We start from the raw sequence: 24,962 nt of genomic DNA, 5'->3' as shown, positions 1-24,962 counted from the left end.
AATGATTCGCTTCATCGTCCGGCGGTCGCTGCTGGCGGTGCTGACTCTGTTCACCATCAGCGTGATCACCTTCGCGTTGTTCTTCGCCCTGCCGTCCAACCCCGCACAACTGATGTGCGCCAAGGACTGTACGGCGGAACAGGTCAAGGCCACAGAGGAAGCCCTCGGCCTCGACCAGCCGCTCACCACCCAGTACGCCGAGTACATGGGCGGCATCTTCACCGGCCGCACCATGGGCGAGGGCCAGTTCGCCAAGGAGTGCGCGGCCCCGTGCTTCGGCTACTCCTTCTTCACCGACGAGTCGGTGTGGGGCCTCATCAAGGACGCCCTGCCGATCACGCTGTCCATCGCCATCGGCGCCTGGATAATCCAGACGTTGCTGGGGATCGTCATAGGCATCATCGCCGCCTTGCGGCGCGGCACCGTCATCGACAAACTGGCCGTCGGCTCCACCCTGGTCGGCGCCTCGATGCCGGTGTACCTGCTGGGCGCGTTGCTGCTCTTGGTCTTCGTGTACTCCACCGGGATATTCACCAGGCCAGCCAACGTCTACGAACCGTTGACGGAGAATCCGCTCGCCTGGTTCACGGCGCTCATCCTGCCGTGGCTGTCGCTGGCGCTCATCGGCTTCGCCGGTGAGGCCCGGATGATGCGAGCAACCATGCTGGAGACATTGTCCGAAGACTTCGTGCGAACCGCGCGGGCCAAGGGACTCAGCAAGTCGAAGGTGCACCGCAAACACGCGCTGCGCGCCTCCATCACCCCGGTGGTGACCATGTCGGGTATGAACCTCGGTTACCTGCTGGGCGGTGCCGCCATCACCGAGACCGTGTTCGGGCTCAGGGGACTGGGACTGCAGGCCGTCGACTCGGTGCGCATCCTGAACCTGCCCATCGTCATGGCCACCGTGCTGATCGCCTCGGTGTTCATCGTCGTCATGACGATGGTCGTCGACTTCCTGTACGCGGTCATCGACCCCCGAGTCCGGCTGAGCTAGCGGTTAAGGAGCCTCCCATGTCGAATGACACGAATCCCTATCTGAGCATTGAGGACTTGAAGGTCCACTTCAAGACCGAGGACGGCATCGTCAAGGCCGTCGACGGCGTCTCCTACACCGTCTCCGAGGGCGAGACCCTCGGTGTCGTCGGTGAGTCCGGCTCGGGCAAGAGCGTCACGGGCATGGCGTTGCTGGGACTGCACGATCCCAAGCGCGCCAACATCTCCGGCAAGATCTTCGTCGACGGCACCGACATCCTGTCGCTCAACGAGGAGAAGCAGCGCCGGATGCGCGGCCAGAAGGTCTCGATGATCTTCCAGGACGCGCTGACCGCGCTGCACCCGTACTACTCGATCGGCAAGCAGATCGTCGAGGCGTACCGGCTGCACCACGACGTGTCCAAGGCGACCGCCAAGAAGCGCGCCATCGAGATGCTCGACCGGGTCGGCATCCCGCAGCCCGACAAGCGGTTCTCGCAGTACCCGCACGAGTTCTCCGGCGGTATGCGGCAGCGGGCCATGATCGCGATGTCGCTGGTCAACAACCCGCGGCTGATCATCGCCGACGAGCCGACCACCGCGTTGGACGTCACCGTCCAGGGACAGATCCTGGACCTGCTGGCGGACCTGCAGAAGGAGTTCAACTCGGCGATCATCATGATCACCCACGACCTGGGGGTCATCAGCGACATCGCCGACCGGATCGTGGTCATGTACGGCGGCAAGGTCGTCGAGACCGGCACCGCCCTCAACGTCATGGCCCAGCCGCAGCACCCCTACACCTGGGGTCTGCTCAACTCGGTGCCCACCCTGAAGGGCGACGCCGGTGAGGACCTCAAGCCGATCCCCGGCAACCCGCCGAGCCTGCTCAACGTCCCGTCCGGATGCGCCTTCCACCCCCGCTGCGTGTACGCGCTCGGCCCGCAGACCGCCTGTGAGGTCGAGGTGCCGAAGCTGCTGGGGATCAGTGGCGAGCCCGAGCACGAGTCGGCCTGCCATCTGCCGGAGGCCACCCGGCGCAGAATCATGGAATCCGAGGTTCGGAAGGTGGAAGCGGTATGAGCGCGATGCAGAACCCCACGGTCGCCACGACCGACGCGAGTGGCTCCGCCCCGCTGATGGAGGTCTCCGGCCTGACCAAGCACTTCGAGGTGCGACGCGGGCTGCTGGCCTCCAAGGCCAAGGTACGCGCCGTCGACGACGTCAACTTCGTTGTCCACAAGGGTGAGTCGCTGGGCCTGGTCGGCGAGTCGGGTTGCGGCAAGACCACGACCGGTCGGATGCTGGTGCGGCTGCTGGAACCCACCGCGGGCAGCCTGCGGTTCGAGGGCCGCGACATCACCAAGCTCAAGGGCCAGGACCTGCGCAAACTGCGGCAGGACCTCCAGATCATCTTCCAGGACCCGTACGCGTCGCTGAACCCGCGCCACACCGTCGGCAAGATCATCGCGACGCCGCTGGTGGTCAACAACATCGAACCGCCCGGCGGCATCAAGGCCCGAGTGCGTGAGTTGATGGAGCTGGTGGGTCTCAACCCCGAGCACTACAACCGCTACCCGCACGAGTTCTCCGGCGGACAGCGGCAGCGCATCGGCATCGCCCGGTCGCTGGCGCTCAAGCCCAAGCTCGTCATCGCCGACGAACCGGTCTCCGCCCTGGACGTGTCGATTCAGGCGCAGGTCATCAACCTGCTGCGCGAACTCCAGCGCGAACTCGACCTGTCGTTCGTGTTCATCGCCCACGACCTGAGCGTGGTGCGGCACTTCTGTGACCGCATCGCCGTGATGTACCTGGGCAAGGTCGCCGAGATCGGCGACCGCCACCAGATCTACGACACCCCCTCGCACCCTTACACCAAGGCGTTGCTGTCGGCGGTTCCGGACGTGACCCGTCTGGGCGCCAAGGGTGAGACCCGAATGAAACTGACCGGCGACGTCCCGACCCCGTTGAACCCGCCCTCGGGTTGCCGGTTCCGGACCCGTTGCTGGAAGGCACAGGACATCTGTGCCACCACTGAGCCTCCGCTGCAGAAAGTAGGAACCGGAGCCGTCGCTGCCTGCCATTTCCCGGAGGTACACGGCCCGGAATCCACGAACTCCGGCACGGTGGAGGGCTCAATGGAATAAGCATGAGATCGCAATACGGCCGTTATCAGAACGTGCCTGCGATCTACATCTCGTTCATTACGATGAATCCAATTAGTTCGAGGTCGCTACCCCAGACGCCCGCGAGGCGATGGCTCCTCGACTGTCTGTATAGGAGTTCTCTATGAGAAAGTCACTGGCGACAGTCGGTGTACTCGCCTTGATGGTGAGCACCGTCGCCGCCTGTAGCTCGAATGAAGGCGGGAAGGACGAAGGCACCAAGGACTTCGAGGTCAAGCCCGCTGTCATCAGCAAGGATGCCAAGGATTCCGAGGGTCCGGCCAGCGAGGTCAAGGGTGCCCAGACAGGCGGGGAGGCCACCTATCTGGCCCCCACGACCTTCGACCACCTTGACCCTCGTCAGACCTACTACGTCAACACCCTTGAGATCGGCCGCCTGTTCTCCCGTCAGCTGACCAGCTACCGGGTGATGGGCGAGGAGACCAAGGTCGTCGGCGACCTCGCCACCGGTCCCGGTAAGGACCTCGGCGACTGCAAGGCCTGGGAATACGAGCTCAAGGACGGCCTGAAGTACGAGGACGGTTCGCCGATCAAGGCCGACGACATCGCCTACGCGATCTCCTCGACCTTCGACAGCCGACTGCAGGACGGTCCCTCGTCCTACTTCCGTGGCTGGCTGAAGGGTGCCGAGAAGTACAAGGGCCCGTTCAAGGACAAGGGTTCCCGCGCTCCGGGCATCAAGGTCGACGGTGACAACAAGATCACCTTCGAGCTGAGCTCCCCGCACTGCGACCTGCCGTACATGGCGGCCATGAGCGTCACTTCTCCGCTGCCGGAGAAGAAGGAGGCCAAGAACCCGGCCGACTACGACTTCAAGCCGTTCTCCTCGGGCCCGTACAAGTTCGAGGGCAAGTGGAGCGAGAACAAGGGCGTCACCCTCGTCAAGAACGAGAACTGGGACCCCAAGACCGACCCGATCCGTCACCAGTACGTCGACACCTTCAAGGTGAACTTCGGTGACAACCACAAGGCCACCACTGACGCGCTGCGTGCCGACAAGGGCGCGGACGCCACGTCGATGACCGACACGGTCGACATCAACCAGGTCCCTGAGATCGTCAAGGACAAGGAACTGATGAAGCGGGTCGAGAACGTCCCGGGCATCTTCGTGTACTGGATGGGCATCAACAACATGAAGATCAAGGACCCCGACGTCCGCAAGGCGCTGGCGTACGCGGTCGACAAGGAGGCCATCGTCAAGGCCACGGGTGGATCGAGCCAGGCCACGCCCGCCTCGACGACCCTGAGCCCGACCGTCGCCGGTTACGAAGACCAGATGGACATGTACAAGGGTCCGAAGGGCGACAAGAAGAAGGCCAAGGAGCTGCTCAAGGGCAAGGACGTCAAGTCGCTGACGTACGCCTACCGTGCCAGCCCCGCCAACAAGAAGATCGCCTCCTCGCTGCAGGACCAGCTCAAAGAGGTCGGCATCGAGCTGAAGATCAAGGAGCTGAGCGAGACCGAGGCTCCGTCGATCCTGAGCGACCCGCAGGAGAACAAGTACGACCTGTACATGAAGAACTGGGGTGCTGACTGGCCCACCGGTTACAGCGTGCTGCAGCCGATCTACGACGGCCGCACCATCACTGACGACCCGGGCAACGTCAACAACATCTGGTTCGACGAAAAAGAGGTCAACGACCAGATCGACAAGGTCATGAACATGACCGACCCCGAGGAGCAGAACAAGGCCTACATGGATCTCGACAAGAAGATCCTGGAGGAGTACATGCCGATGGTCCCGCTGTACTACAGCAAGACCTTCGCGATGCACGGTTCCAAGGTGGGCGGTCTCTACTCGACCAACACCACTGGTACCACCTCGTTCACCGACGTCTTCGTCAAGTCGTAAGTCGTCCAGCTCAACCCGAGCTCCCCGTGGCCTGCGCCACGGGGAGCTCTTTATGTCCCCACCCGCGACTACCGTTGCCCCATGACCGACACCCTGCCGCCCAACCGGGTCGTATTCGTCCACGCCCACCCCGACGACGAGACGATCGGCACCGGCGCCACCATGGCCTACTACGCCGCCGACCCCGACACGCACGTCACCCTCGTGACCTGCACGCTCGGCGAGGAGGGCGAGATCCACGTCCCGGAACTGTCGCAGCTCGCCGCGGCCGAGGCCGACCAGCTGGGCGGCTGGCGGCTGCACGAATGGCACATGTCCTGTGACGCCCTGGGCGTGGCCGACCGGCGCATGCTCGGCGGTCCGGGCGCCTACCGCGACAGCGGCATGATGGACACCCCCGCCAACAAGCACCCGCGGGCGTTCTGGGGCGCCGACCTCACCGAGGCCGCGGCACACCTGGTCGCGATCCTGCGGGAACTGCGGCCGCAGGTGCTGGTCACCTACGACCCCAACGGTTTCTACGGCCACCCCGACCACATCCAGGCGCACCGGGTGAGCGTCAAGGCCGCCGAACTGGCCGCCGACGCCGACTTCCGTCCCGAACTGGGCGAGGCCCACAAGGTGTCCAAGTTCTACTGGACCACCGTCCCCAAGAGCGCCCTGGCCACCATGTTCGAGGAGTTCTCGCAGTCGGACGACAATCCCTTCGAGGGCGTGACGTCGGTCGACGACCTGCCCTTCGGCGTCGACGACTCCGAGGTGACCACCGTGATCCAGGGCAAGGGCTTCGGCGAGGCCAAACTCGCCTCGGTCCGGGCACACGCCACCCAGATCCCGCCCGACAACTGGCTGGCCGTCATGGCCGCCAAGGTCGGCGTGGACGCCACCACCACCGAGCACTACATCCTCGTCGACGGCAAGCGCGGCCCGGCCGACCCCGAGACCGGCTGGGAGACCGACCTTTTCGCCTGAGGCCGTCGGTGAAGGACCGGGCGTGCTCCCGGTGGGCCCCAAGCACTACGATCGCCCGGTGACCGACGACGAGGTGGCGGGACCGTCCCCGCTGGAGTATGTGGTGCGCGCGGCCGGTGCCGTCGTCGTGACCGCCGCGGCGGTCGTCTTCGCCGTCGTGGAGGCGTTCCTGGTGCCGTTCACCCTCGGCGGCGTCTACGTGCCGGTGGCGGCGGTGCTCGCCGTGGCCGTCAACCTGTCGCTGCCCCGGCTGGCGCTGTGGCTGGTGCGGCTGCGCAGCCTCGCGCTGCTGCCCAGCCTGACCTGGTTCGTGATCGTCATCCTCGGCACGGTTCCCACCTCGGCGGGCGATCTGGTCATCCACGACGCCTGGCCCGGTATGGCGCTGCTGCTCGGCGGCGCGGCCTCGGTGGCGATATCGGGTTACCGTATCGTCACCGGCCCCACCCGAGCCGCTATGAAATCGTGACCATCAGCGGCTTGCGTGGGCTTGCCCACATCCGGTAAACACTCGGCTAAGCAATCCGCCTCGAGAAGTCCGTGAGGAGCCCGAATGAAACGCTGGATCCCGGTCGCGATCGTTTCCGCGCTGATGTTGGCCGCCAACGTGATCGGCCGACTGGTCAGCCCCGAGGCGGTCGACTCGGTGACGGCGAACTACCAGTCGCTGGTGGGGGCGCTGGCGACCGGCGCGATGGCGTTGACCACGCTGGTGGCCGGGGCCTGGTGGAGCGTCAAGACGCCCATGCAGCGCACCGTGGCCGACGTGGGCCTGGGCGTGGTCGTGGGTACCTTCGCCGCGGTGTTCCTGGGCCCGCTGTGCGTGGGCGCCAACCCGTTCGCGTCCGGAGTCGGCCTGGTACTGGCCGAACTGCTGTTCTTCTTCGGTGTCGGGGTGGTGGCCGCCTTCGTCGGATTCATGATCGTCACGACCTTCGGCGTCGACTACCGCAGCAAGAACCTCAAGCGCGTCGAACAGCACTACGGCCGTGGCCGCCGTTAGGTGAGACGGCCTACAGATTAGGCTGATTGCTCGGCACAACCGTGGCCGTAACTTGGCAAAACTTTGGAAGGACGACTCGTGACCTACATCATCGCCGAGCCGTGCGTGGATTTGCTCGACAAGGCGTGCATTGAGGAATGCCCCGTCGACTGCATCTATGAGGGCAACCGGATGCTCTACATCCACCCGGACGAGTGTGTTGACTGTGGAGCGTGCGAGCCGGTTTGCCCTGTCGAGGCGATCTTCTACGAGGACGACGTGCCGGAGGAGTGGAGCGACTACACCGGCGCCAACTACGAGTTCTTCGAGGAGCTGGGCTCGCCCGGCGGCGCCTCCAAGGTTGGCAAGATCGAGAAGGACGCCACCTTCGTCGCCTCCCGGCCCGCCAAGTCGGAATGAAGTCGCTGCCGCCGTTCCCCTGGGACCGGCTGGCGCCGTTCGCCGACAAGGCCCGTGCCCACCCCGGCGGCGCCGTGAACCTGTCCATGGGCACTCCCGTGGACCCGGTGCCCGAACTGATCCGCGACGCCCTCACCGGCGCGGCCGACACCCCCGGCTACCCGCTCACCGCGGGCACCGAAGCGCTGCGGGGTGCGATCGGCGACTGGGTCCGTGAGCATTGCGGCGCCCGCGCCGAGTTCCGGGTGCTGCCGACCATCGGCAGCAAGGAACTCGTCGCGGGCCTGCCGGGACTGCTCGGACTGGGCGGCGGCAGTACCGTGGCGATCCCGAAACTGGCCTATCCGACCTACGAGATCGGGGCCCGGCTGGCCGGGGCCCGGTGCGTGCGGGTCGACGAACCCGGTTTCGGCGCCGAGACGCGGCTGCGGCTGCTGTGGGTCAACTACCCGTCCAACCCGACCGGCGAGGTGCTGTCGGCGGCCCGGCTGCGCAAGATCGTCGGCTGGGCCCGCTCGCGCGGCATCACCGTCGTCTCGGACGAGTGCTACCTGACGCTGGGCTGGGACAAGCAGCCGGTGTCGATCCTGCACCCGGACGTGTGCGGCGACGACACCTCGAACCTGCTGGCCGTGCACTCGCTGTCCAAACGCTCCAACCTGGCCGGATACCGGGCCGGTTTCGTGGCCGGCGACCCGGAACTCGTCGACGGCCTGCTGCAACTGCGCAAGCACGCCGGAATGATCGTGCCCGCCCCGGTGCAGGCGGCGATGACGGCGGCCCTGACCGACGAGACCCACGCGACCGAACAGCGCGAGCGCTACCGCCGTCGTCGCGAGTCACTGCGGGAAGCCTTCACCGCGGCCGGTTTCCGCATCGACCACTCCCACGCGGGCCTGTACCTGTGGGCCACCCGCGGCGAGGACTGCTGGGAGACGGTGGCCGCGCTGGCGAAGCTGGGCATCGTGGTGGCGCCGGGCGAGTTCTACGGCCCCTCGGGCGGCGAACACGTCCGCATCGCGCTGACCGCCTCCGACGCGGGCGTCGAGGCGGCCTGCGCGCGCCTTGCCGAACTGACCTAGTTCTTGTGCAGCGCGGCGTTCAGGGAACCCCAGGAGCCGGTGCGCTGCTTGGCCTCCAGGACGCCGGTCACCGAGTTCTGCCAGAACATCAGATTGTCCACACCCGACAGCTCGCGGGCCTTGACGATCTCTCCGTCCGGCAGCGTCACCTTCGAACCGGCGGTGACGTAGCAGCCCGCGGCCACGACGCAGTCGTCGCCCAGTGAGATCCCGATCCCGGCGTTGGCCCCCAGCAGGCACCGCTCGCCGATGGACACGACCTCCTTGCCGCCGCCCGACAGGGTGCCCATGATGGACGCTCCGCCGCCGATGTCGCTGCCGTCGCCGACGACGACGCCACCCGCGATCCGTCCCTCCACCATGGAGTTGCCCAGCGTTCCGGCGTTGAAGTTCACGAAACCCTCGTGCATGACCGTCGTGCCCTCGGCCAGGTGCGCGCCCAGCCGCACCCGGGATGCGTCGGCGATGCGCACCCCCGAGGGCATCACGTAGTCGGTCATGCGCGGGAACTTGTCCACCGACTCCACCCGCAGCCGGTGCCCCTTGCGGCGGGCGGTGAGGCGCACGGCGTCTAGGTTCTCGGCCGCGACCGGACCCAGGTCGGTCCAGGCGTTGTTGCTCAGCAGTCCGAAGATGCCGTCCAGGTTGGCCTGGTGCGGCCGGATGTGCCGGGTGGACAACAGGTGCAGCCGTAGATAGGCGTCGGCCGCGTCGGCGGGCGCCTGTTCCAGCGAGGCGACGCGGACCTCGATCGGCTTGATGTCGACGCCCCGGAGCTCGTCCCGCGAGGCGGCCAGTTCGCTCCCGGACTCCGGCTCGTCCAGCCCCAGCCGGTCGAACCAGGCGTCCAGCAGCACGCCCGAGGATGAATAGGTGGCCACGCCTGATCCCCAGGCACCGGTGGTGAGGTAACCGCTCATGCCAATACCGTAAAGGTCCGCGTATCGTGGCTGATCGTGGTGGTATTGACTGAAGCCCAACTCACCGACCCGGTCGCCCTGACCCGCGCCCTGGTCGACATCGAATCGGTCTCCGGCGACGAACGGGAGATCACCGACGCCATCGAGGCCGCGCTGCGGCACCGGGCGCACCTGACGGTGGAGCGGATCGGCAACGTCGTGTGCGCCCGCACCGAGTTCGGCCGCGGCCGTCGGGTGCTGCTGGCCGGGCACACCGACACGGTGCCGCTGCACGACAACTTCCCGTCCCGTACCGAGGGCGACATCATGTACGGCTGCGGGACCTCCGACATGAAGTCGGGCACCGCGATCGCGCTGCATCTGGCGGCGACCCTCACCGAACCCGCGCACGACCTGAGTTTCATCTTCTACGACTGCGAGGAGATCGAGAGCGACCGCAACGGGCTGGGGCTGCTGGCGAAGTCGCACGGCCACCTGCTCGAGGCCGACCTGGCGTTCCTGCTGGAGCCCAGCCACGGCGAGCTGGAGGCCGGGTGCCAGGGGACGATGCGCGCCGAGGTCCGCACCCACGGCAAACGCGCCCACGCGGCACGCGGCTGGCTGGGCGACAACGCCGTCCACAAGGCCGGGGACATCCTGGATCGGTTGCGCGCGTACGAGGCCCGGACCGTCGACATCGACGGCTGCGTGTACCGCGAGGGGCTCAACGCGGTGCGCATCCAGGGCGGGGTGGCGGGAAACGTCATCCCCGACGAATGCGTCGTGGAGGTCGCCTTCCGGTTCGCGCCCGACCGCAGCGAGGACCAGGCCCGGGCGCACGTGGCCGAGATCTTCGCCGGTTTCGACATCGACGTCACCGATTCCGCCCCGGCCGCGCCGCCGGGACTGTCGGCGCCCGCCGCCCGCGACTTCCTCGACACCCTGGGTCGGCCCCCGGTGGCGAAACTGGGCTGGACCGACGTGGCCCGGTTCTCGGCCCTGGGCATCCCGGCGGTGAACTACGGCCCCGGCGACCCCAACCTGGCGCACACCAAGGACGAGCACGTCTCGTGCGAGCGTATCGTCCAATGTGCTGATACTTTGCGGGATTATCTGACAGGAGAGTCGACATGATGCCGAACGCGAACCCGAACCCGAAGATCACCTCCGAGGCCCACCTGCTCGACTCGGTGCACCGCGGTGAGTGGAAGCAGCGGGACGCCTGGCGGGCGCTGCGCATCCTGTCGGAGTTCGTGGACGGCTTCGAGACGCTGTCGGATCTGGAGCCCGCGGTGTCGGTGTTCGGTTCGGCCCGGACCAAGCCCGGCAGCGAGGAGTACGTGCTGGGGGAGCAGCTGGGGGCCGCGCTGGCCAAGGCCAACTTCGGTGTGATCACCGGGGGTGGCCCCGGCATCATGGAGGCCGCGAACCGGGGTGCGCGCAGCGCCGGTGGTGTCTCCATCGGACTGGGAATCGAACTCCCCTTTGAACAGAAGCTCAACGACTACATCGACATCGGACTGGACTTCCGTTACTTCTTCGCCCGCAAGACGATGTTCGTGAAGTACTCGCAGGCGTTCTGTGTGCTGCCCGGCGGTTTCGGCACTTTGGACGAACTGTTCGAGGCGCTGACGCTGGTGCAGACGAAGAAGGTGACCCGGTTCCCGGTGGTGCTCATGGGAGTCAGCTACTGGCAGGGCCTCATCGACTGGCTGCGCGACCGGATGCTCGAGGGCGGCAAGATCGCCGAGCAGGACCTGGATCTGATGCTGCTGACCGATGACGTGGACGAGGCCGTCAGTCACATCGTGTCCGCGTGCGCCTATTTGAAGGAATGCGGAGACGAGACTCCGTAGATCACGACGGTCCCGGATGGTGGGACGCCTGTGGATACCGGAAGAACCACTTTGTCGGGTTGTGGGGATATCGCGGCCTTTGTCGGCCACGGTGGGTTATCGCTCGGTAGCGGCATATGTATAAATCTTCATTAATACATATCTGGTATTGCCGCTCGCCGATATGTCATTTATGTTGGCCGGGTAACCCCGGTGTGCGATTCATCTCGCCGCCACACCCCTTCAAAGGAGAACTTCTCGTGCAGAAGAAGACAAAGCGGCTGGCCGCGGTGGGCGCTGCCCTCGCGGCGGGCGCTCTCGCCGTCGGCGTCTCCCTCCCGGCACTAGCCGCCGACACTGACAAGAGCAACGGTCCTGAGGAAAAGGTCGTCGGTGGCGAGCCCGCCGAAGAAGGCGAATTCCCGTTCATGATGCGGCTGACGATCGGTGGCCAGGACGCCTGTGGCGCCTCGCTGATCCGTCCGGACGTCGCGCTGACCGCGGCGCACTGCACCGACGGCAGCGAGGGCTTCACCGTCAAGTACGGCACCAACAAGCTCGACGACCCTGAGATCAAGGAAATCAAGGTCACCGAGGTCACCCAGAACCCCGACTTCGGCAAGCCGATCGAGATGGCCGGTGACTGGTCGGTCCTGAAGCTCGAGGCTCCGGCCGAGGGCGTCGAGCCGGTCAAGCTGGCCGAGGACGACAGCGTCGACCTGGAAGAGCAGACCATCATGGGATGGGGCGCCACCTCCGAGGGCGGCGAGCAGTCCAACGAGCTGCTGAAGGCCAAGGTTCCGGGCGTCGACGACGAGAAGTGCAAGGAAGCCTACGGCGAGTCGCTCGACCCCGACTCGATGCTGTGTGCCGGTCTTGACGAGGGCGGCATCGACACCTGCCAGGGCGACTCCGGTGGCCCGATGGGCGTCGTCGCTGAGGACGGCACCTTCACCCAGACCGGCATCGTCAGCTGGGGCGAGGGCTGCGCGCAGCCCAAGAAGTTCGGCGTTTACGCCCAGGTGAGCACCCTGGCCGCCGACATCAACGCCGCGGCCGACGCGTTCGGTGGCGGGGAAGAAGGCTAAGCCACCAGGCGAAGCTTTATCCCATTAGGATTCGAAGCCGCCGCGAGCCGAAAGGTTCGCGGCGGTTTTTCGTTGCGCCCGTTGTGTTCCGTAAAGTCTGAAGACTCTGAATAACTGGCCGAACGTAGCGCGTACTTAGTATTGCTTTACTTACATCTTTCGATTAAGTTGTCCTTTGTAACGAGACGCGTGAGCCCCTTCACGCGCACCCCTAAAGGAGAACTCTCGTGCGCAAGAAAACCAGAGCCCTCATAGCCGCGAGCGCCGTGCTCGCGGCCGGAACCTTCGCCATCGTCGCGACCACGCTCCCGGCACAGGCCGACGACGGACCGTCCTACGGCGAGGACAAAGGCGACATCAGCACCAAGGTCGTCGGTGGCGAGGATGCCCCCGAAGGCGCCTACCCGTGGATGGTCCGGCTGTCCATGGGCTGTGGCGGCTCCATGATCACCGACCAGGTCGTCCTGACCGCCGCCCACTGCGTCGACGGCACCGGAGAGGACACGAGCGTCACCGCCTACTACGGCGCCAACGACCTCAACAGCCCCGACATCCAGGAACGCACCTCCGCCTACATTCACCAGTCCGAGACCTACGCCTCCGACGGCCGTGGCGACTGGGCCCTGATCAAGCTGTCCGAACCGATCGCCGACGCGAAGACCATCAAGCTCGCGACCGACGGCACCAGCGACGAGGGCCCGAACTTCCAGCTGATGGGCTGGGGCGCCACCTCCGAGGGCGGCCCGCAGGCCGACTACCTCCAGCACGCCGAAGCACCTTATGTGGACGACGCGACCTGTCAGGGCGCCTACTCCAACCTGGACGCCGAAGGCGAGATCTGCTCCGGCCTCATGGACGAGGGCGGCATCGACACCTGCCAGGGCGACTCCGGTGGCCCGATGGTCAACATGGCGGGCGAAGAGCCCGTCCAGGTGGGCATCGTCAGCTGGGGCGAGGGCTGCGCCCGTCCGGGCAAGCCCGGCGTCTACGCCCAGGTGAGCTTCTGGAACGCCGACATCAACGCCGCTCTGGGAACCCTGCCCTAGGTTCCACCCGCCCGACCCTTCCTTTCGGATCCGGCCGCCGCACTTTCCTTGGTGCGGCGGCCTTTTCGTATATGCACCCGCGTATGCGCCGTCATGTGCGCCGCCGTTCCTACAGTTCCGGCATCGACCACGCCATCGGGCGCGATTGGAGACGGACATGAGCCAGGCGCGTGAACAGGATCGGTGGACCCCACCGGAATCGCCCTACGTCTCGGAAGGCCGGGACCTCGCCTTCGACCACGGCGACGTCCGGCAGCTGGCCCGGGCGATGCGCACCGACGCGACCGCCTTCGGCGGCGACATCGGCAAGGCGCGCGCGATGTTGTTCGGCGACATGGGTTTCGACACCGCGCCGACCTTCGGCGTCGACCCCCGCAACCCGCGGGCGGCGCAGATGATGAAGTTCCACAATGCTGCGTTCGAGCGCGCCGTCGGGGCCGCCGACGACCATGTCGCGGTGGGCGAGGCCGTCGGCGGGGCGATCGGTTTGGCCGGGGCGGCGCTGTCCGCGGCCGACGAGACCGCCGCCGAAGCGCTCGACTCCGTCGGCGGGCTGCTGCGGGACGGCCTGAACCTGTTCACGGGCGACTCCGAGGGGGACTAGCGGGATGAACAAGGACGACACCGCGGGCGGCGGAGGCGGCTTCGACAACTGCACCGTCGAGCAGATCCGGGAGATGATCGGCAAGGACAACCCGGAATCGATGCGGCACCAGGCGAACTTCTGGCAGAGCATCGCCGACCGGCACGACAACGAGGCCGAACGGCTGCACGGCCACATCCGGCACATCGAGGACAACTGGACCGCCGAGACCGCCACCGCGGCGGCGACGGCACTCGGGTCCCGCAAACAGAACTTCGCCGAGGCGGCGCGGGTCATGAGGAACAACGCCGCCGCCTGGGACTCGATGGCCGACTACGTGACGATCACGCAGATCAATGTGGACAACATCCACGACCGCTGGCTCGCGGCGCGCGAGATCGCGCTGGCCGCCCACGCGAAGAAGGTCGACGCCCACTCCGACGGCGACGGCCCCGATCCGGGCGAGGCACCCGCGGAAGCCGAACTGCGGCAACCCTTCGACGAGGAGGCGCGCCAGGAGATCTCGAGCATGATGGACGTCTGCGAGATCGCCTTCGCCGGTATGGAGATGCCGCCCGAACCCACGCCCGCCCCCACGGTCACCGACCTCAGTGGTGAGCGCGACGGCGGTGGCACGGACCCCGGGCCGGATCCCGGCCCCGGAACCGACACCGACTCCGATCCGAGCCCCAGTCCGGAACCCGAGCCCGAGCCGAACCCCGAGCCCGGACCTGGGCCTGGCCCCGGGCCTGACCCCGGACCCGGTCCTGGACCGGGCCCTGGACCTGGACCTGATCCTCACCCGGAACCCGAGCCCGACCCCGATGACGACGAGGACGACGACGGACCGATCCTGACCGGCCCCAGCCCAGGACCCGCGCCGACACCCGTCCCCGGTCCCGGCCCCGGCCCCGGCGGCCCACCCACACCGACCCCGGCTCCGCCGCTGCCGACACCGCTGCCACCGGCACCGCCGCGCGTCCCGATGCCCAAACCGCCGTTGCCCCCGTCCGGAGGTGGCGGACCCCGGATGCCGGGCCGCACCGTACCGCCGGTCATCGGTCAGCGCTCCGGCAAGACCGGCAACCTGCCCAAGTCCACGGCTCCGCGCACCGTCAACGGCCTGAACCGGCCGGTCATCGGCGGCCGTCCCGGCGCTCGAAACCGCGTGCCCACGACCCGCCGCTCCGGCATCGGCGAGGACGGCGTCTTCGGCCGCCGCGCCAGCGCCGCCAAACCGGGCCAGCCGGGCGTGCGCATAGCCCGTCCCAAGTCCGGCGGCGAGGCGCTGAACCGGGCCGTGATCCGCGGCGCCAAGGGCGCACCGGGCCTGCCGCCCCGGACCGGACGCAAGCGCGACGAGGACGACGAAAAGCCGGTGTACGGCGACGGGCCGCTGGTGGAGTTCTGGAGCGTCGAGGGCACCACCCGCGGCGTCATCACCAACGGCTACACCGGCGCCGAACCCGTGCACGATCCCGGCCCGGTCGTCCCGCTGACCGGCGAGCCGAAACCGCCGCCGGTGCACGACCCCGGACCGGCCGTCGTCACCTCACGCGACCCCGATCCCGACGACCACCCGCACGATCCGGGCCCGGTGGCCTTCGGCGCCCGCCGCCGACCCGACCCGGATTGGTTCTGAGACCACTCTCGGCACCCCTCACCGTGCCGGGGTTCGCGACGACCTGCCCGTCCGCGAACCCCGGCACGAGTGTGTTGTCGACAACGGACAGTGACTGGTGGATCGACGCTGTGCCCAATCACTCCACAGATTTCCTACAAAAGGGATCATCGGCGGATAACCGGGCTCGGGGCATCCGTCCGCACCACCACGCCAACACCGCGAGTGCCGCGATGCCCACCAGGAATGCCTGCTGCGAGACGACCGGGTAAAGACTGGAAGGCATACCGGTCGTTACCAAGACCGATCGTCCACAGGTGATCTCGGCCGTGCCCTTGAACCACGGCTCCAGCGAAACGCCACCGGAGGATCCGGGCACCTTCAGGATCCGGGGTTTGCCGTTGTTCGGGGTGATTTCGCAGGTCGTGTAGGTTCCGGGCGTGTGTCCACCGGCGACGTAGGCCGTGGATCCGTCCCAGTGGAACGGCCGCTCGGCCGAAGCCGGAGAGCCCGCGAACCGGGCATATCCGGTGACCGCGAGGGCGGCGAGCAACACCAACACCGCCAGCGGCAGCAGCACTCGCCGGGACAGTCGGCGCCAACGGTTCAGCGTCGGCGTGGCGGATCGCGTTTCGGTCATAACGGGACGTTCAGTGCCAATCATCGGATATCGCACAAGTACTACATGCCGGACTCATCGCACACGAAGCGAAGGCGATCTCCGGCCCAATGTGGCCGAATGCCACGCGTGCCGTTGCGGTTCCGTAACGAAATATCCCCTGTGGCACGAATCGGGGAGAGACGAAAGTCCCGAATTGGGTTAGCCTAGGCGCACCACTGATGGACTCCCTCACGGCGCTGGCGTGCCGTGCCATAACTTTCGTGGAGCGTTTTGACGATGAACGACTCGAACAACGAGACACCGACCTGCAACACCAATGTCAACGACTGCGCGCCTTACGAGGCCCCGGTCTACGGACCCCGTGCGACCCCGAGTCTGCACGCGGCGACGTTCGTGGAAATGGAGTCGGCGTCGATCTACTCGCTGGGTTACAACCTCGCGGGCCGTCTCGGTGACTACGACCGGAACGTGGAACTGATCAAAGGCCAGTTGACCAACAACACCGAGTACGACGCCGCGCAGGGTGAGGTCAACCCCATCGCGCGCGACAAGCGCTGGGTGCACGCGGTCAACGCCGCGAACTACCACACCGAGTCGATGAAGGGCAACGCCGAGCTGCTCAAGACCTTCCGCGACGGAATGGACCGCCTGTCCCGCCTGACCCGCATCATCGTCAACGAGGTCGGCGGCATCGACGCGCAGAACAAGATGACGCTCGAAGACCTGGAAGCCAAGACCGGTCTGAACAAGAACAACGCCACCACGGTGGACCACACCTATTCCCCGGGGTCGCCCACGTACAACACCGGCCCTGGTTCGAACCGGCCCAACATCTAATCGAGTCGGGAAGAGGAGGAGAGACATGAACGACTACCAATCCATGAACGTGGAAGACCTCCACGACATGGTGAGTGTCGACCATCTCGACACGATGAATCAGCAGGCCGACGGCTGGAAGCTGACCGCGTCGCTGTTCGACCAGCAGATCAAGGGCCTCAAGGCCGACCTCGAGACCGCCCGCAAGACCTGGAAGGGCGAGGCCGCCGACCGTTACTTCCTCGAGGTGCAGAACACCATCGCCTCGATGGAGAACGCTCAGCGGATCGCCAGTGGAAACGACGTCGCGTGGCGCAAGATCCACAAGGACGCCACCGAGACCCGCCGCCTGGTCGACATCGAGAACACCAAGTGGCAGTCCGCCAAGGGCGGCCTGGACCAGAAGAAGCAAGAGGACGCCGACAGCAAGGACCTGGGCGACCTCGGCCAGATCTTCGGCAAGGGCAACAACGTCACCGCCGAGGACTACAACGAGAAGCGCAAGCCCTTCGACGAGGCGGCCCGCGCGGCCGCCAACACGCACGGCCAGAACATGGAGGACACGTACCTCAAGGAGCTGTGGAACCCGAAGGACTTCAGCCAGTACGAGCCGGTGCCGGACCCGGGCGAGGCCCCGCCGTGGCCGGGCCTGGACTCCAGCTCCGGAGGCCGTAACCCCGGTGGTACCGACCCCGGTGGCTCCCGTCCGGTTCCGCCGCCGGAGCACCGCCCGGCGCCGGAGCTGCAGACGCCGCCTCCGCCGGTCGCGCCGCCCCCGGTGACCCCGCCGCCGGTCACGCCACCTCCGGTGACGCCGCCCCCCGTGGTGCCGCCGCCGATCGTGACGCCGCCGCCGGTGGCCAAGCCGCCGGTGCCGCCGCCAGTGGCCAAGCCGCCGATCACCACGCGGCCGCCGATCACGGCCAAGCCGACGCCGCCGCCGGTCACCAAACCGCCGGTGACGACGCGCCCGCCGATCACGGCCCGGCCGCCGATCACCACGCGGCCGCCGATCACGGCCAAGCCGCCGACGACCGTGGCGCCTCCCGCGCCGCGTCCGCCGGGACGCACCGTGCCGCCGGTCATCGGGCAGCGCGGACCCGTCGGTCCCGGACCGGGACCGAACGCCCGGACCATGACCGGCCCGAGCATCGCCAACGCGCAGCGTCCGAACCCGACGGTCCGGCCGCTGAGCCCGCCGGTGATCGGCCAGCGCACGATGACCGGACCGAACGTTCCGCCACCCACCACGGCCGGAACCCGCGCCAACCCGATGCTGAACCCGACCTCCCGGGTCGGACAGGCCGGAATGGACACCCGTGGCGTCTTCGGAACCCGGGCTTCCAAGATGGCCGGTCCGGCGAACCTCCCGGGCAACCAGGGCGCCGGAGTGCGGACCCCCATGGTCCGCACCGGAGCCGAAGGTCTGAGCCGCGGCGTCATCCTCGGCGCCAAGCAGCCGGGCGCACCGGCCGCGGTCGCCCCGACGGCGGGCGGCGCGCGCGGCACGGTTCGTCGGCGCGACGAGGAACGCACCGCGACCATCGAAAGCGACGGCCCGCTCGACGACCTGTTCAACGTCGACAAGACCGTGGTGCCCGGTGTGATCCGCGGCTACACCCCGGAAACGGACGCCGAGCACACCGCCGGACCGGCGGTCTTCGGTGAGCGTCCCGGGAAGTCCGTCAAGCGCAAGAAGAAGGACATCGACGACTCCTGGGACGACTGGTAGGCCGTTTTAGGACAGCGTGCGGCGTTGGGGTAACCGCTAAGGTGGTCTAGCCCCAACGCCGTTTCGCGTTTCACAAAGAGGAAGTTGGTAGCCCGATGCGCGTGCTTCGCGCTGTCGCCGCGCTCGCGGTCGCGTCCGGAACCGTCCTGGCCGTACCGGCCACCGCGCACGCGGACGACGTCCGAGCCCGGCAGTGGTATCTGACAACACTGGACCTGCTCGAGGCCCACAAGGAGGCCACCGGCGAGGGCGTGCGGATCGGTCTGGTGGACTCCGGCATCGACCCGTCGCACCCGGACCTCGAGGACGTGGTCGTCGAGGGCGAGGTGTTCGGCCAGCCCACGAACGAGCAGGGCGGCAACGGCACCGCCGACGCGGCGATCCTGGCAGGTCGCGGCCACGGTGAGAGCGACGGGGTCCTGGGCGTCGCGCCCGGGGCCGAGATCGTCTCCGCCGACATCGCCGGTGCGCGGCAGGACGGGCAGGGCGCGCTCGTCGCCGACGCCATCATGTTCCTCACCGAGAAGAAGGTCGACGTCATCGCCGTGGCGGTGTCGGCGCCAGCCGACGAGAAGCTGCGCGTCGTGGTGCAGAAGGCCGCCAAGAAGGGCATCCCGGTCGTGGTCGCCGCCAGCGACACCGGCGACTCCGCCCTCCCGTACGCGGGGATCGTCAACGCCGTCGGCTCCGACAAGGACGGCAAGCCGGCGGCCACCGACACCCCGGTTCCCGGCGAGGGCGACGCGGACACGATCGCCGCCCCGTCCCAGGACCTGCCGATGGCGCTGCCCGGCGGCGAGTACGGCACCGGCAGCGACACCTCGTTCGCCGCCCAGATCATCGCGGGCACCATGGCGCTGGTCAAGCAGAAGCAGCCCGAGCTCAAGGGCGAGGAGCTCATCACCGCCGTGCGGGACACCGCCTCCGGTAGGGGAAAGTTCGACGAGGAGCTCGGTTACGGCATCGTCAACCCGACCCAGGCGCTCAAGGCGGGCGCCACAACCTCGGGTGGCGCCGCCAGCGGTGGTGTCCTCGACGGCGGCAACACCACGCTGGCGCTCCTCATCGCCGTTCTCGGCGTCCTGGGCCTGGCGGCGCTGGTGCTGATCGTGCGGCTGCGCGACCGCTCCCACCGGCTCGCGCTGCTGGCCGCGCCCGCCGCGCCGGGAATGTCCCATACGGGAGCCATGCCGCGCATATCGACAGCACCTCCAGTCGCCTCCGGCGACACCGGCAACATGCCCCGGATTTCTGATACCGGAACCTTCCCGAGGGTCACGGACACGCCGCCGGGCGGCACTCCCACGCCACAAACGCCGCCTTACGGTCAAAACCGTCCCGGCCGGTAGGCAGCGGGTTTCCCCCGCTGGCTTTTGGTGCATCGTCCGCATACGATTAACCGCGACACACCCCCGTCCGACTGAAGGCACAGCGCCGCAGGCGACCAGACGCGCAGCCAGGAGGCCACACCCACATGACGATGGTGCAGCACCAAGCGCCGGCACGCGGCACCGCCGTCGTCGCCGAGAGACGGCGGCGTCCCGAGGAACCGGTGGCCTTCTCGGCCCGCAACAACGGCCGACTGGGCCCGTTCACGCTTCTGCACCTGTTCGCGATCGAGGCCGCCATCGGCGTCGGCGCCGGGGTGTACACGGCCAACATGGGCAAAACGATGCAGCAGGCGCTGCCGTGGTACATCGGCGGCGGCGTCGTCATCCTGCTGCTGTTGATTCCGACGTTCCTGCGCGGCGGTGGAGTCTGGCTGTACCAGGCGATCCCGATGCGCCGCAGGCTGGCGGGACGGCGGCGTCAGGCCGGGCTGTCCAAGGAGCCGCTGCACGGCATCGCCCCCGACCTGGGCATCGTCGGCATCGTCGAGCGCGACACCGACATCGGCATCGGCCACGACGAGGGCGGCTGGTTCGCGGCCCTGGCCATGGGCGGCGTCGACGGCGTCACCGAACCGGTCCCGCTGGACCGGCTGGCGCGGCTGTTCACCGAGTCCGGCGTGCCGGTCTCGGCCATCCAGGTCGTCGGGCACACGGTGCCGATCGGGCTGGTCGGACACGACGGCAGCCCCGCCTCCATGTCGTACCAGGAACTGCTGGGCGGACTGCCCGCCGTGGTGCACCACACCAGCTGGCTGGCGGTCCGGATGAACACCGAGGACGCGATGGACGCCGCCGCCGACCGCGGCGGTGACGTCGAGGGCGTCCACAAGGCGCTGGCCGTCACCGTCAGCCGGGTCGGCAAGCTGCTGCGCAACGCGGGCGTCGAGAACCGGGTCCTGGACGCCGACGGTCTGCGCGACACGCTGCGCGAGTCGCTGGGCCTGTCGCGCACCGACATCCCGGCCGGTCAGATCCGCTGCGGCGAATCCTGGTCGCAGTGGCAGGGCGACGGCCTCCAGCACGTCACCTACCGGGTGGTGCGCTTCCCGACCGACGAGGGGACGCTGCGCCACCTCATCGACGTGCTCGCCGCGGTCCCGGCCGTGTTCAACACCGCCTCGGTCATCCTGCGGCCCGGCGTCGTCGAGGCCCGTGACCCCGACGGCCGCCCCACCGGCCGCCGCGTCGAGGTCGAGTGCCTGATCCGCATCACCGGTGACGCCCAGACCTCAGCCGCCGGACAGGCGCGGGTGCGAGGCGCCGCCGAATCTTTGGGCGCCAAGCTGGAGCGGCTCGACGGTGAGCAGGGCCCCGCGACCTACGCCTCCGCCCCCACCGGGGGAGGGGCGCAATGACCCACCACAGTGGCGCCGCCGTCGCTTCGGCCCCGGCGCGATTCCACGATGCCCCGCGCTTCGCGGCCCCCGCCCTCACCCCGGTCGGCGAGCGGGCCCGAAGCCAGCAATGCGACGTCGAGGCCGCGGCCTCCGTCCGGACTACAGGAGGCGCGCGATGAGCCAGCAGGGCAACGACGAGCAGCGCGGCAACGGCGAGGAGCGCGACGAGAACGGCGAACCGCGCACCTCCTACCGAGGTTCGGCCCGGCCGCAGTCGCCGAGCGGCGACCAGCCGAAGCCACCGCCGCCCGGACCGTTCCCGCCCCGCGGGCCCCGGCCGCCCCAGTCGCCGTACCGCTCCAGCGCCGCGGTGCCGCCGCCGGGACAGCCGCCGCAGTCGCCGCCCGCCGCCGGGCAGCCGACCCAACCGAACCCGCAGGCGTCCGGCCAGGGGCCGACGCAGCAGTACCCGCAGGCCGGTCAGCGTCCCGCGACCCGTGGCTCGGCTTCGGTGCCGCCGCCTTCGCAGGGTCAGCAGCCGCCGCCGTCGGCGGGGCAGCCGCCCGCTTCGGGGCAGCGTTCGTCGACCTCGTACCGTTCCAGCGCTTCCGTGCCGCCACCCTCGCAGGGCCAGGCCCCGCCGCAGGCGCCATCGTCTCCTGGGCAGCGTTCGTCGACGTCCTACCGCTCCAGCGCTTCGGTGCCGCCGCCTTCGCAGGGTCAGCAGCCGCCGCCGTCGGCGGGGCAGCCGCCCGCTTCGGGGCAGCGTTCGTCGACCTCGTACCGCTCCAGTGCCTCGGTGCCGCCGCCCTCACAGGGTCAGCAGCCGTCCGCCGGACAGCCGCCCGCGAACCAGCCCACCAGCCCGCCGCCTCCGGCGGCGCAGCCGCAGCAGCCGCCCGCCGACACCCGCACGCCCTCGGCGAACGTCCCCGGCGCGCAGACGCGCAAGTTGGGCGGCGCCAAGCCCGCGACCCCACCGCCGCCTCCGCAGCGGCCGCAGGGCTCCGCCACCCCGACCTCACCCGCTGCGGCACCCAGCTCCCCGGCCGCGCCGCAGGCACCGCCGCCCGCCGCGCCGAGCTCTCCTGCGGCGTCACAGGCCCCGCCGACGACCGCGATCCCGACCTCGCCGCCCGCCGCGGCTCCGAGTTCCCCGGCGGCCGCACCGAGCTCCCCGGCGGCGTCGCAGGCGCCACCCCCACCGGCCGCACCGACCTCACCGCCGGTCGCGCCGAGCTCCCCGACCTCGGGCGCCCCGCAGTTCCCGCCACCACCGCCGTCGAGCCCGACCTCCGGCACCCCGCAGCCCCCGGCGCGGCCGGCACCGCCGCCCATGAGCGTGCCGCCCTCGACGCCGTCGGGCCCGCCGCAGTTCACCCCGGCCGCCAGCGCCGGCGAGGGTCCGACCGGGAAGATCCCCGGCGGCACCCCCGCGCTGCCGCCCACCGGCAACCGGGCCCCGATCTCCGGCCCGCCGTCCGGCCGTCCCGTGTCCGGCCCTCCGATCTCCGGGCCGCCCTCGGGCCGTCCGGTCTCCGGCCCGCCGATCTCGGGACCACCGATCTCCGGCAGCCCGTTCTCGGGTCCGCCGGTCTCCGGTGTCCCCATGTCGGGCAACCCGTTCTCCGGCCCACCCGTGTCCGGTTCACCGTTCTCCGGCGGCCCCATGGGGCGGCCGCTGTCGGGCGCCCCGACCTCGGGCACCGTGTACGGTCTGCCGTCCCTGGATGACGCCCCCACGGTCGTCCCCACCATCGGACGTCCCGTCGACCCGTTGCGTCCCAAGGGTTTCCACGCCAGCAGCAAGGCGCTGGAACTCATGGTGACCCCGGCGCCGCCCTCGGGGCTGGTGCTGGGCCGCGACGCCGAGCAGAAGCCCGTGGTGGCACCGCTGTTCCGCCCCGAGGCCGTCAAGGCGGCCGTCGTCGGCGGCGCCTTCGCCGCCCGGCTGGTCGTGTTCCGCGCCCTGGCCGTCGGCGCCCGGGTCGCGGTGTGCACCACCCGCCCGCAGGTGTGGGAAGGCTTGGGCCCCACGGCCACCGGCCGCGAGGACCGGCTCGCCGTGCTGCACGGCGACCGTCCCGTCACCGTGGACGCGAACCCGCACTCCCCGGCGCTGTACGTCTACGACGTCGGCGAACAGGGCACCTCCACGACGCCGATCCTGGGCCCGTGGCGCACCCAGCTGACCATCCTGCCCCGGCTCACCCTCTACGGCTCGCAGGCCGTCGAGGAGGCCCATCTGACGGTGCTGCAACGCATCAACCCCGACGAGGCCGCGGCCGCCCAGGCGGCGCTGCGCGTCAACGCCGAGACGGTGGGGCTGCTGCAGATGCTCTACGACGACATGTTCGCGATGCTGCGCGTCGGCGCCAAGGAGCGCTACGTGTGGGCCAACGCGACCTCGATCGAGAAGCAGATGTTCGGCGAACCCACCCGCGATCACTGACAACGACGACGAGGGGCCCGGCTCGAAAGAGCCGGGCCCCTCACGCGTGTCACGTCGCCGTCGGCGAACCTAGGCCGCGGCCCAGTTCTCCATGTACTTCTGCGCGACGGCCTTGGTGTAGCCCTTGACCTCCGACAGCGAGGCGGCGCCGTTGTACACCGACAGCCGGGTCTCGATGAAGGCGTTGTCCTGGTAGTAGACCAGCGTGTAGTCGACGGTCTTGCTGCCCTTGGCGGCCTTGCGGGTGTTCGAGTACGCCTTGGTGCCGACGCCGTCGACGGTTTCGATGAGCTGCTCGCCGCCGCCGGTCTCGGTGGCCTCCTCGGCGTTCAGCTCGGCCTCGTCCAGCGCGTCCTCATAGGCGTTCTTGGCTCCGGCGTCGCGCTTGAACACCTGCGTGTTCACCGCGACGCTGCCGCCCTCGCCGGGCTTGCCGAACGACGCCTCACAGAACTGCTCGGTCGAGTGCGCGTGCTTCTCGACCTCGTCCTTGGTGGCCTTGACGTCGGAGCCCCCGGTGATGTCCTTCATCGGCGCGGGGTCGAGCTTGTCGCACGGCTTGGACAGCGCGGCGTAGGTGAGCCCGTTCCCCTTGTCGTCGGCGCCGCTGCCGGCCAGGAACCAGATGCCGAACCCGATGCCGCCCAGGACGACCAGCGCCACGACCCCGGCCAGGATCCGCGACACCACCGAGGCCTTCTTGGCCCGTTTGCGGGTGCGGAACTTGGAGCGGTCGGCGGCGGTCACCGTCTCGGTGTCGAAGTACTCCGGGGCGTGGTCGCCGCGCGACTCCTTGGGCACATAACCGAGCTTGCTGATCATGTACGTGTTCTCGTCGCTGTCCCATTCGGGTGGGGCATCGCCGTACTGCGGCGCCGGTTGCTGCCGCTGCGGTTCGGGGGCCGGACGGTACCCGGGCGACGGAGCGGGACGACGGCCCGCGGTGGGCAGGTCCTCGGGGCCGCGTGGCGCGGGGGCGGAGTGGCGTCCGTATGGGTCGTCCGGCTGTGAATGACGGCCAGTCACGTCGAGTACCTTTCGTTTCTCCCTGCCAAGCGATACGGGACGGGG

23 protein-coding genes are annotated in these 24,962 nt (G+C 68.7%); 20 read left to right on the top strand and 3 right to left on the bottom strand.

Translation table 11 applies throughout. The features are described 5' to 3' along the window. The first annotated feature begins 1 nt into the window (after window position 1). The 9 genes from SNAS_RS27245 to dapC all read left to right on the top strand — a co-directional run bounded on the left by SNAS_RS27245 (window position 2) and on the right by dapC (window position 8,469). The gene (locus SNAS_RS27245) at window positions 2–997 is read left to right on the top strand and encodes an ABC transporter permease (protein ID WP_013020712.1); all 996 of its coding nucleotides are present in this window, start codon (window positions 2–4) and stop codon (window positions 995–997) included. 17 nt (window positions 998–1,014) lie between these two features. Next, on the top strand, window positions 1,015–2,058 hold the full coding sequence (locus SNAS_RS27240; RefSeq protein ID WP_013020711.1) for an ABC transporter ATP-binding protein: 1,044 nt from the start codon (window positions 1,015–1,017) through the stop codon (window positions 2,056–2,058). Beyond that, window positions 2,055–3,122 carry an ABC transporter ATP-binding protein gene (locus tag SNAS_RS27235; RefSeq protein ID WP_013020710.1) on the top strand — a complete coding sequence of 356 codons (1,068 nt, stop codon included), beginning with the start codon at window positions 2,055–2,057 and terminating at the stop codon, window positions 3,120–3,122. Before SNAS_RS27240 ends, SNAS_RS27235 begins: the two co-directional genes overlap by 4 nt. A gap of 142 nt (window positions 3,123–3,264) precedes the next feature. Then, window positions 3,265–5,013 carry an ABC transporter substrate-binding protein gene (locus tag SNAS_RS27230; protein WP_013020709.1) on the top strand — a complete coding sequence of 583 codons (1,749 nt, stop codon included), beginning with the start codon at window positions 3,265–3,267 and terminating at the stop codon, window positions 5,011–5,013. A gap of 81 nt (window positions 5,014–5,094) precedes the next feature. Then, window positions 5,095–5,985 (top strand): N-acetyl-1-D-myo-inositol-2-amino-2-deoxy-alpha-D-glucopyranoside deacetylase, encoded by an 891-nt coding sequence (gene mshB / locus SNAS_RS27225; protein ID WP_013020708.1) that lies wholly within the window; start codon window positions 5,095–5,097, stop codon window positions 5,983–5,985. Between the two features lie 58 nt (window positions 5,986–6,043). After that, window positions 6,044–6,454, top strand: coding sequence for a hypothetical protein (locus SNAS_RS27220; protein WP_144300655.1), 411 nt, complete (start codon window positions 6,044–6,046; stop codon window positions 6,452–6,454). An 84-nt stretch (window positions 6,455–6,538) separates the two neighbouring features. Further along, window positions 6,539–6,988 carry a hypothetical protein gene (locus tag SNAS_RS33420; RefSeq protein ID WP_013020706.1) on the top strand — a complete coding sequence of 150 codons (450 nt, stop codon included), beginning with the start codon at window positions 6,539–6,541 and terminating at the stop codon, window positions 6,986–6,988. A 78-nt stretch (window positions 6,989–7,066) separates the two neighbouring features. Further along, the gene (fdxA, locus tag SNAS_RS27210) at window positions 7,067–7,387 is read left to right on the top strand and encodes a ferredoxin (protein ID WP_013020705.1); all 321 of its coding nucleotides are present in this window, start codon (window positions 7,067–7,069) and stop codon (window positions 7,385–7,387) included. Then, window positions 7,384–8,469 carry a succinyldiaminopimelate transaminase gene (gene dapC / locus SNAS_RS27205; protein WP_013020704.1) on the top strand — a complete coding sequence of 362 codons (1,086 nt, stop codon included), beginning with the start codon at window positions 7,384–7,386 and terminating at the stop codon, window positions 8,467–8,469. Before fdxA ends, dapC begins: the two co-directional genes overlap by 4 nt. On the opposite strand, the gene dapD is transcribed toward dapC, so the two are convergent. Continuing rightward, window positions 8,466–9,389, bottom strand: coding sequence for a 2,3,4,5-tetrahydropyridine-2,6-dicarboxylate N-succinyltransferase (dapD, locus tag SNAS_RS27200; RefSeq protein WP_013020703.1), 924 nt, complete (start codon window positions 9,387–9,389; stop codon window positions 8,466–8,468). The genes dapC and dapD overlap by 4 nt on opposite strands. A 36-nt stretch (window positions 9,390–9,425) precedes the next feature. Here dapD and dapE point away from each other — a divergent pair, with 36 nt between their 5' ends. The 6 genes from dapE (at window position 9,426) to SNAS_RS36000 (ending at window position 15,562) form a co-directional block, all read left to right on the top strand. After that, the gene (dapE, locus tag SNAS_RS27195; protein WP_013020702.1) at window positions 9,426–10,502 is read left to right on the top strand and encodes a succinyl-diaminopimelate desuccinylase; all 1,077 of its coding nucleotides are present in this window, start codon (window positions 9,426–9,428) and stop codon (window positions 10,500–10,502) included. After that, the gene (locus SNAS_RS27190; RefSeq protein WP_013020701.1) at window positions 10,499–11,224 is read left to right on the top strand and encodes an LOG family protein; all 726 of its coding nucleotides are present in this window, start codon (window positions 10,499–10,501) and stop codon (window positions 11,222–11,224) included. Before dapE ends, SNAS_RS27190 begins: the two co-directional genes overlap by 4 nt. Before the next feature lie 239 nt (window positions 11,225–11,463). Then, complete coding sequence (locus tag SNAS_RS27185) at window positions 11,464–12,291, top strand: serine protease (RefSeq protein WP_013020700.1); 828 nt, start codon at window positions 11,464–11,466, stop codon at window positions 12,289–12,291. Window positions 12,292–12,518: 227 nt separating this feature from the next. Then, complete coding sequence (locus tag SNAS_RS27180; protein WP_013020699.1) at window positions 12,519–13,337, top strand: S1 family peptidase; 819 nt, start codon at window positions 12,519–12,521, stop codon at window positions 13,335–13,337. Window positions 13,338–13,494: 157 nt separating this feature from the next. Then, on the top strand, window positions 13,495–13,941 hold the full coding sequence (locus SNAS_RS27175) for a hypothetical protein (protein ID WP_013020698.1): 447 nt from the start codon (window positions 13,495–13,497) through the stop codon (window positions 13,939–13,941). Between the two features lie 4 nt (window positions 13,942–13,945). Then, entirely contained in the window at window positions 13,946–15,562 is a 1,617-nt protein-coding gene (locus tag SNAS_RS36000; protein ID WP_013020697.1) for a hypothetical protein, read from the top strand. Between the two features lie 118 nt (window positions 15,563–15,680). Here SNAS_RS36000 and SNAS_RS27165 read toward each other — a convergent pair whose 3' ends face one another. After that, window positions 15,681–16,181, bottom strand: coding sequence for a hypothetical protein (locus tag SNAS_RS27165; RefSeq protein ID WP_013020696.1), 501 nt, complete (start codon window positions 16,179–16,181; stop codon window positions 15,681–15,683). A gap of 258 nt (window positions 16,182–16,439) precedes the next feature. Here SNAS_RS27165 and SNAS_RS27160 point away from each other — a divergent pair, with 258 nt between their 5' ends. From SNAS_RS27160 to SNAS_RS35995, 5 genes are all read left to right on the top strand, one after another. After that, a complete protein-coding gene (locus SNAS_RS27160; RefSeq protein WP_013020695.1) occupies window positions 16,440–17,000 on the top strand; it encodes a hypothetical protein in 561 nt (186 codons plus the stop codon). Between the two features lie 25 nt (window positions 17,001–17,025). Further along, window positions 17,026–18,711 (top strand): WXG100 family type VII secretion target, encoded by a 1,686-nt coding sequence (locus tag SNAS_RS27155; RefSeq protein WP_013020694.1) that lies wholly within the window; start codon window positions 17,026–17,028, stop codon window positions 18,709–18,711. Window positions 18,712–18,806: 95 nt separating this feature from the next. Next, the gene (locus tag SNAS_RS27150; protein WP_013020693.1) at window positions 18,807–20,060 is read left to right on the top strand and encodes a S8 family peptidase; all 1,254 of its coding nucleotides are present in this window, start codon (window positions 18,807–18,809) and stop codon (window positions 20,058–20,060) included. A 125-nt stretch (window positions 20,061–20,185) separates the two neighbouring features. Continuing rightward, window positions 20,186–21,457: a type VII secretion protein EccE gene (gene eccE / locus SNAS_RS27145; RefSeq protein ID WP_013020692.1), complete on the top strand. Its 1,272-nt coding sequence runs from the start codon at window positions 20,186–20,188 to the stop codon at window positions 21,455–21,457. A 157-nt stretch (window positions 21,458–21,614) separates the two neighbouring features. Continuing rightward, window positions 21,615–23,891: a hypothetical protein gene (locus tag SNAS_RS35995; protein WP_169313927.1), complete on the top strand. Its 2,277-nt coding sequence runs from the start codon at window positions 21,615–21,617 to the stop codon at window positions 23,889–23,891. 69 nt (window positions 23,892–23,960) lie between these two features. On the opposite strand, the gene SNAS_RS27130 is transcribed toward SNAS_RS35995, so the two are convergent. Beyond that, window positions 23,961–24,917 (bottom strand): single stranded DNA-binding domain-containing protein, encoded by a 957-nt coding sequence (locus SNAS_RS27130; protein WP_144300653.1) that lies wholly within the window; start codon window positions 24,915–24,917, stop codon window positions 23,961–23,963. Window positions 24,918–24,962: the final 45 nt, after the last annotated feature.

This window comes from Stackebrandtia nassauensis DSM 44728, assembly GCF_000024545.1.
Classification (GTDB): Bacteria; Actinomycetota; Actinomycetes; order Mycobacteriales; family Micromonosporaceae; genus Stackebrandtia; species Stackebrandtia nassauensis.
Note: the sequence above shows the minus strand (reverse complement) of the source record. Positions and strands in the feature narration are given on the sequence as shown.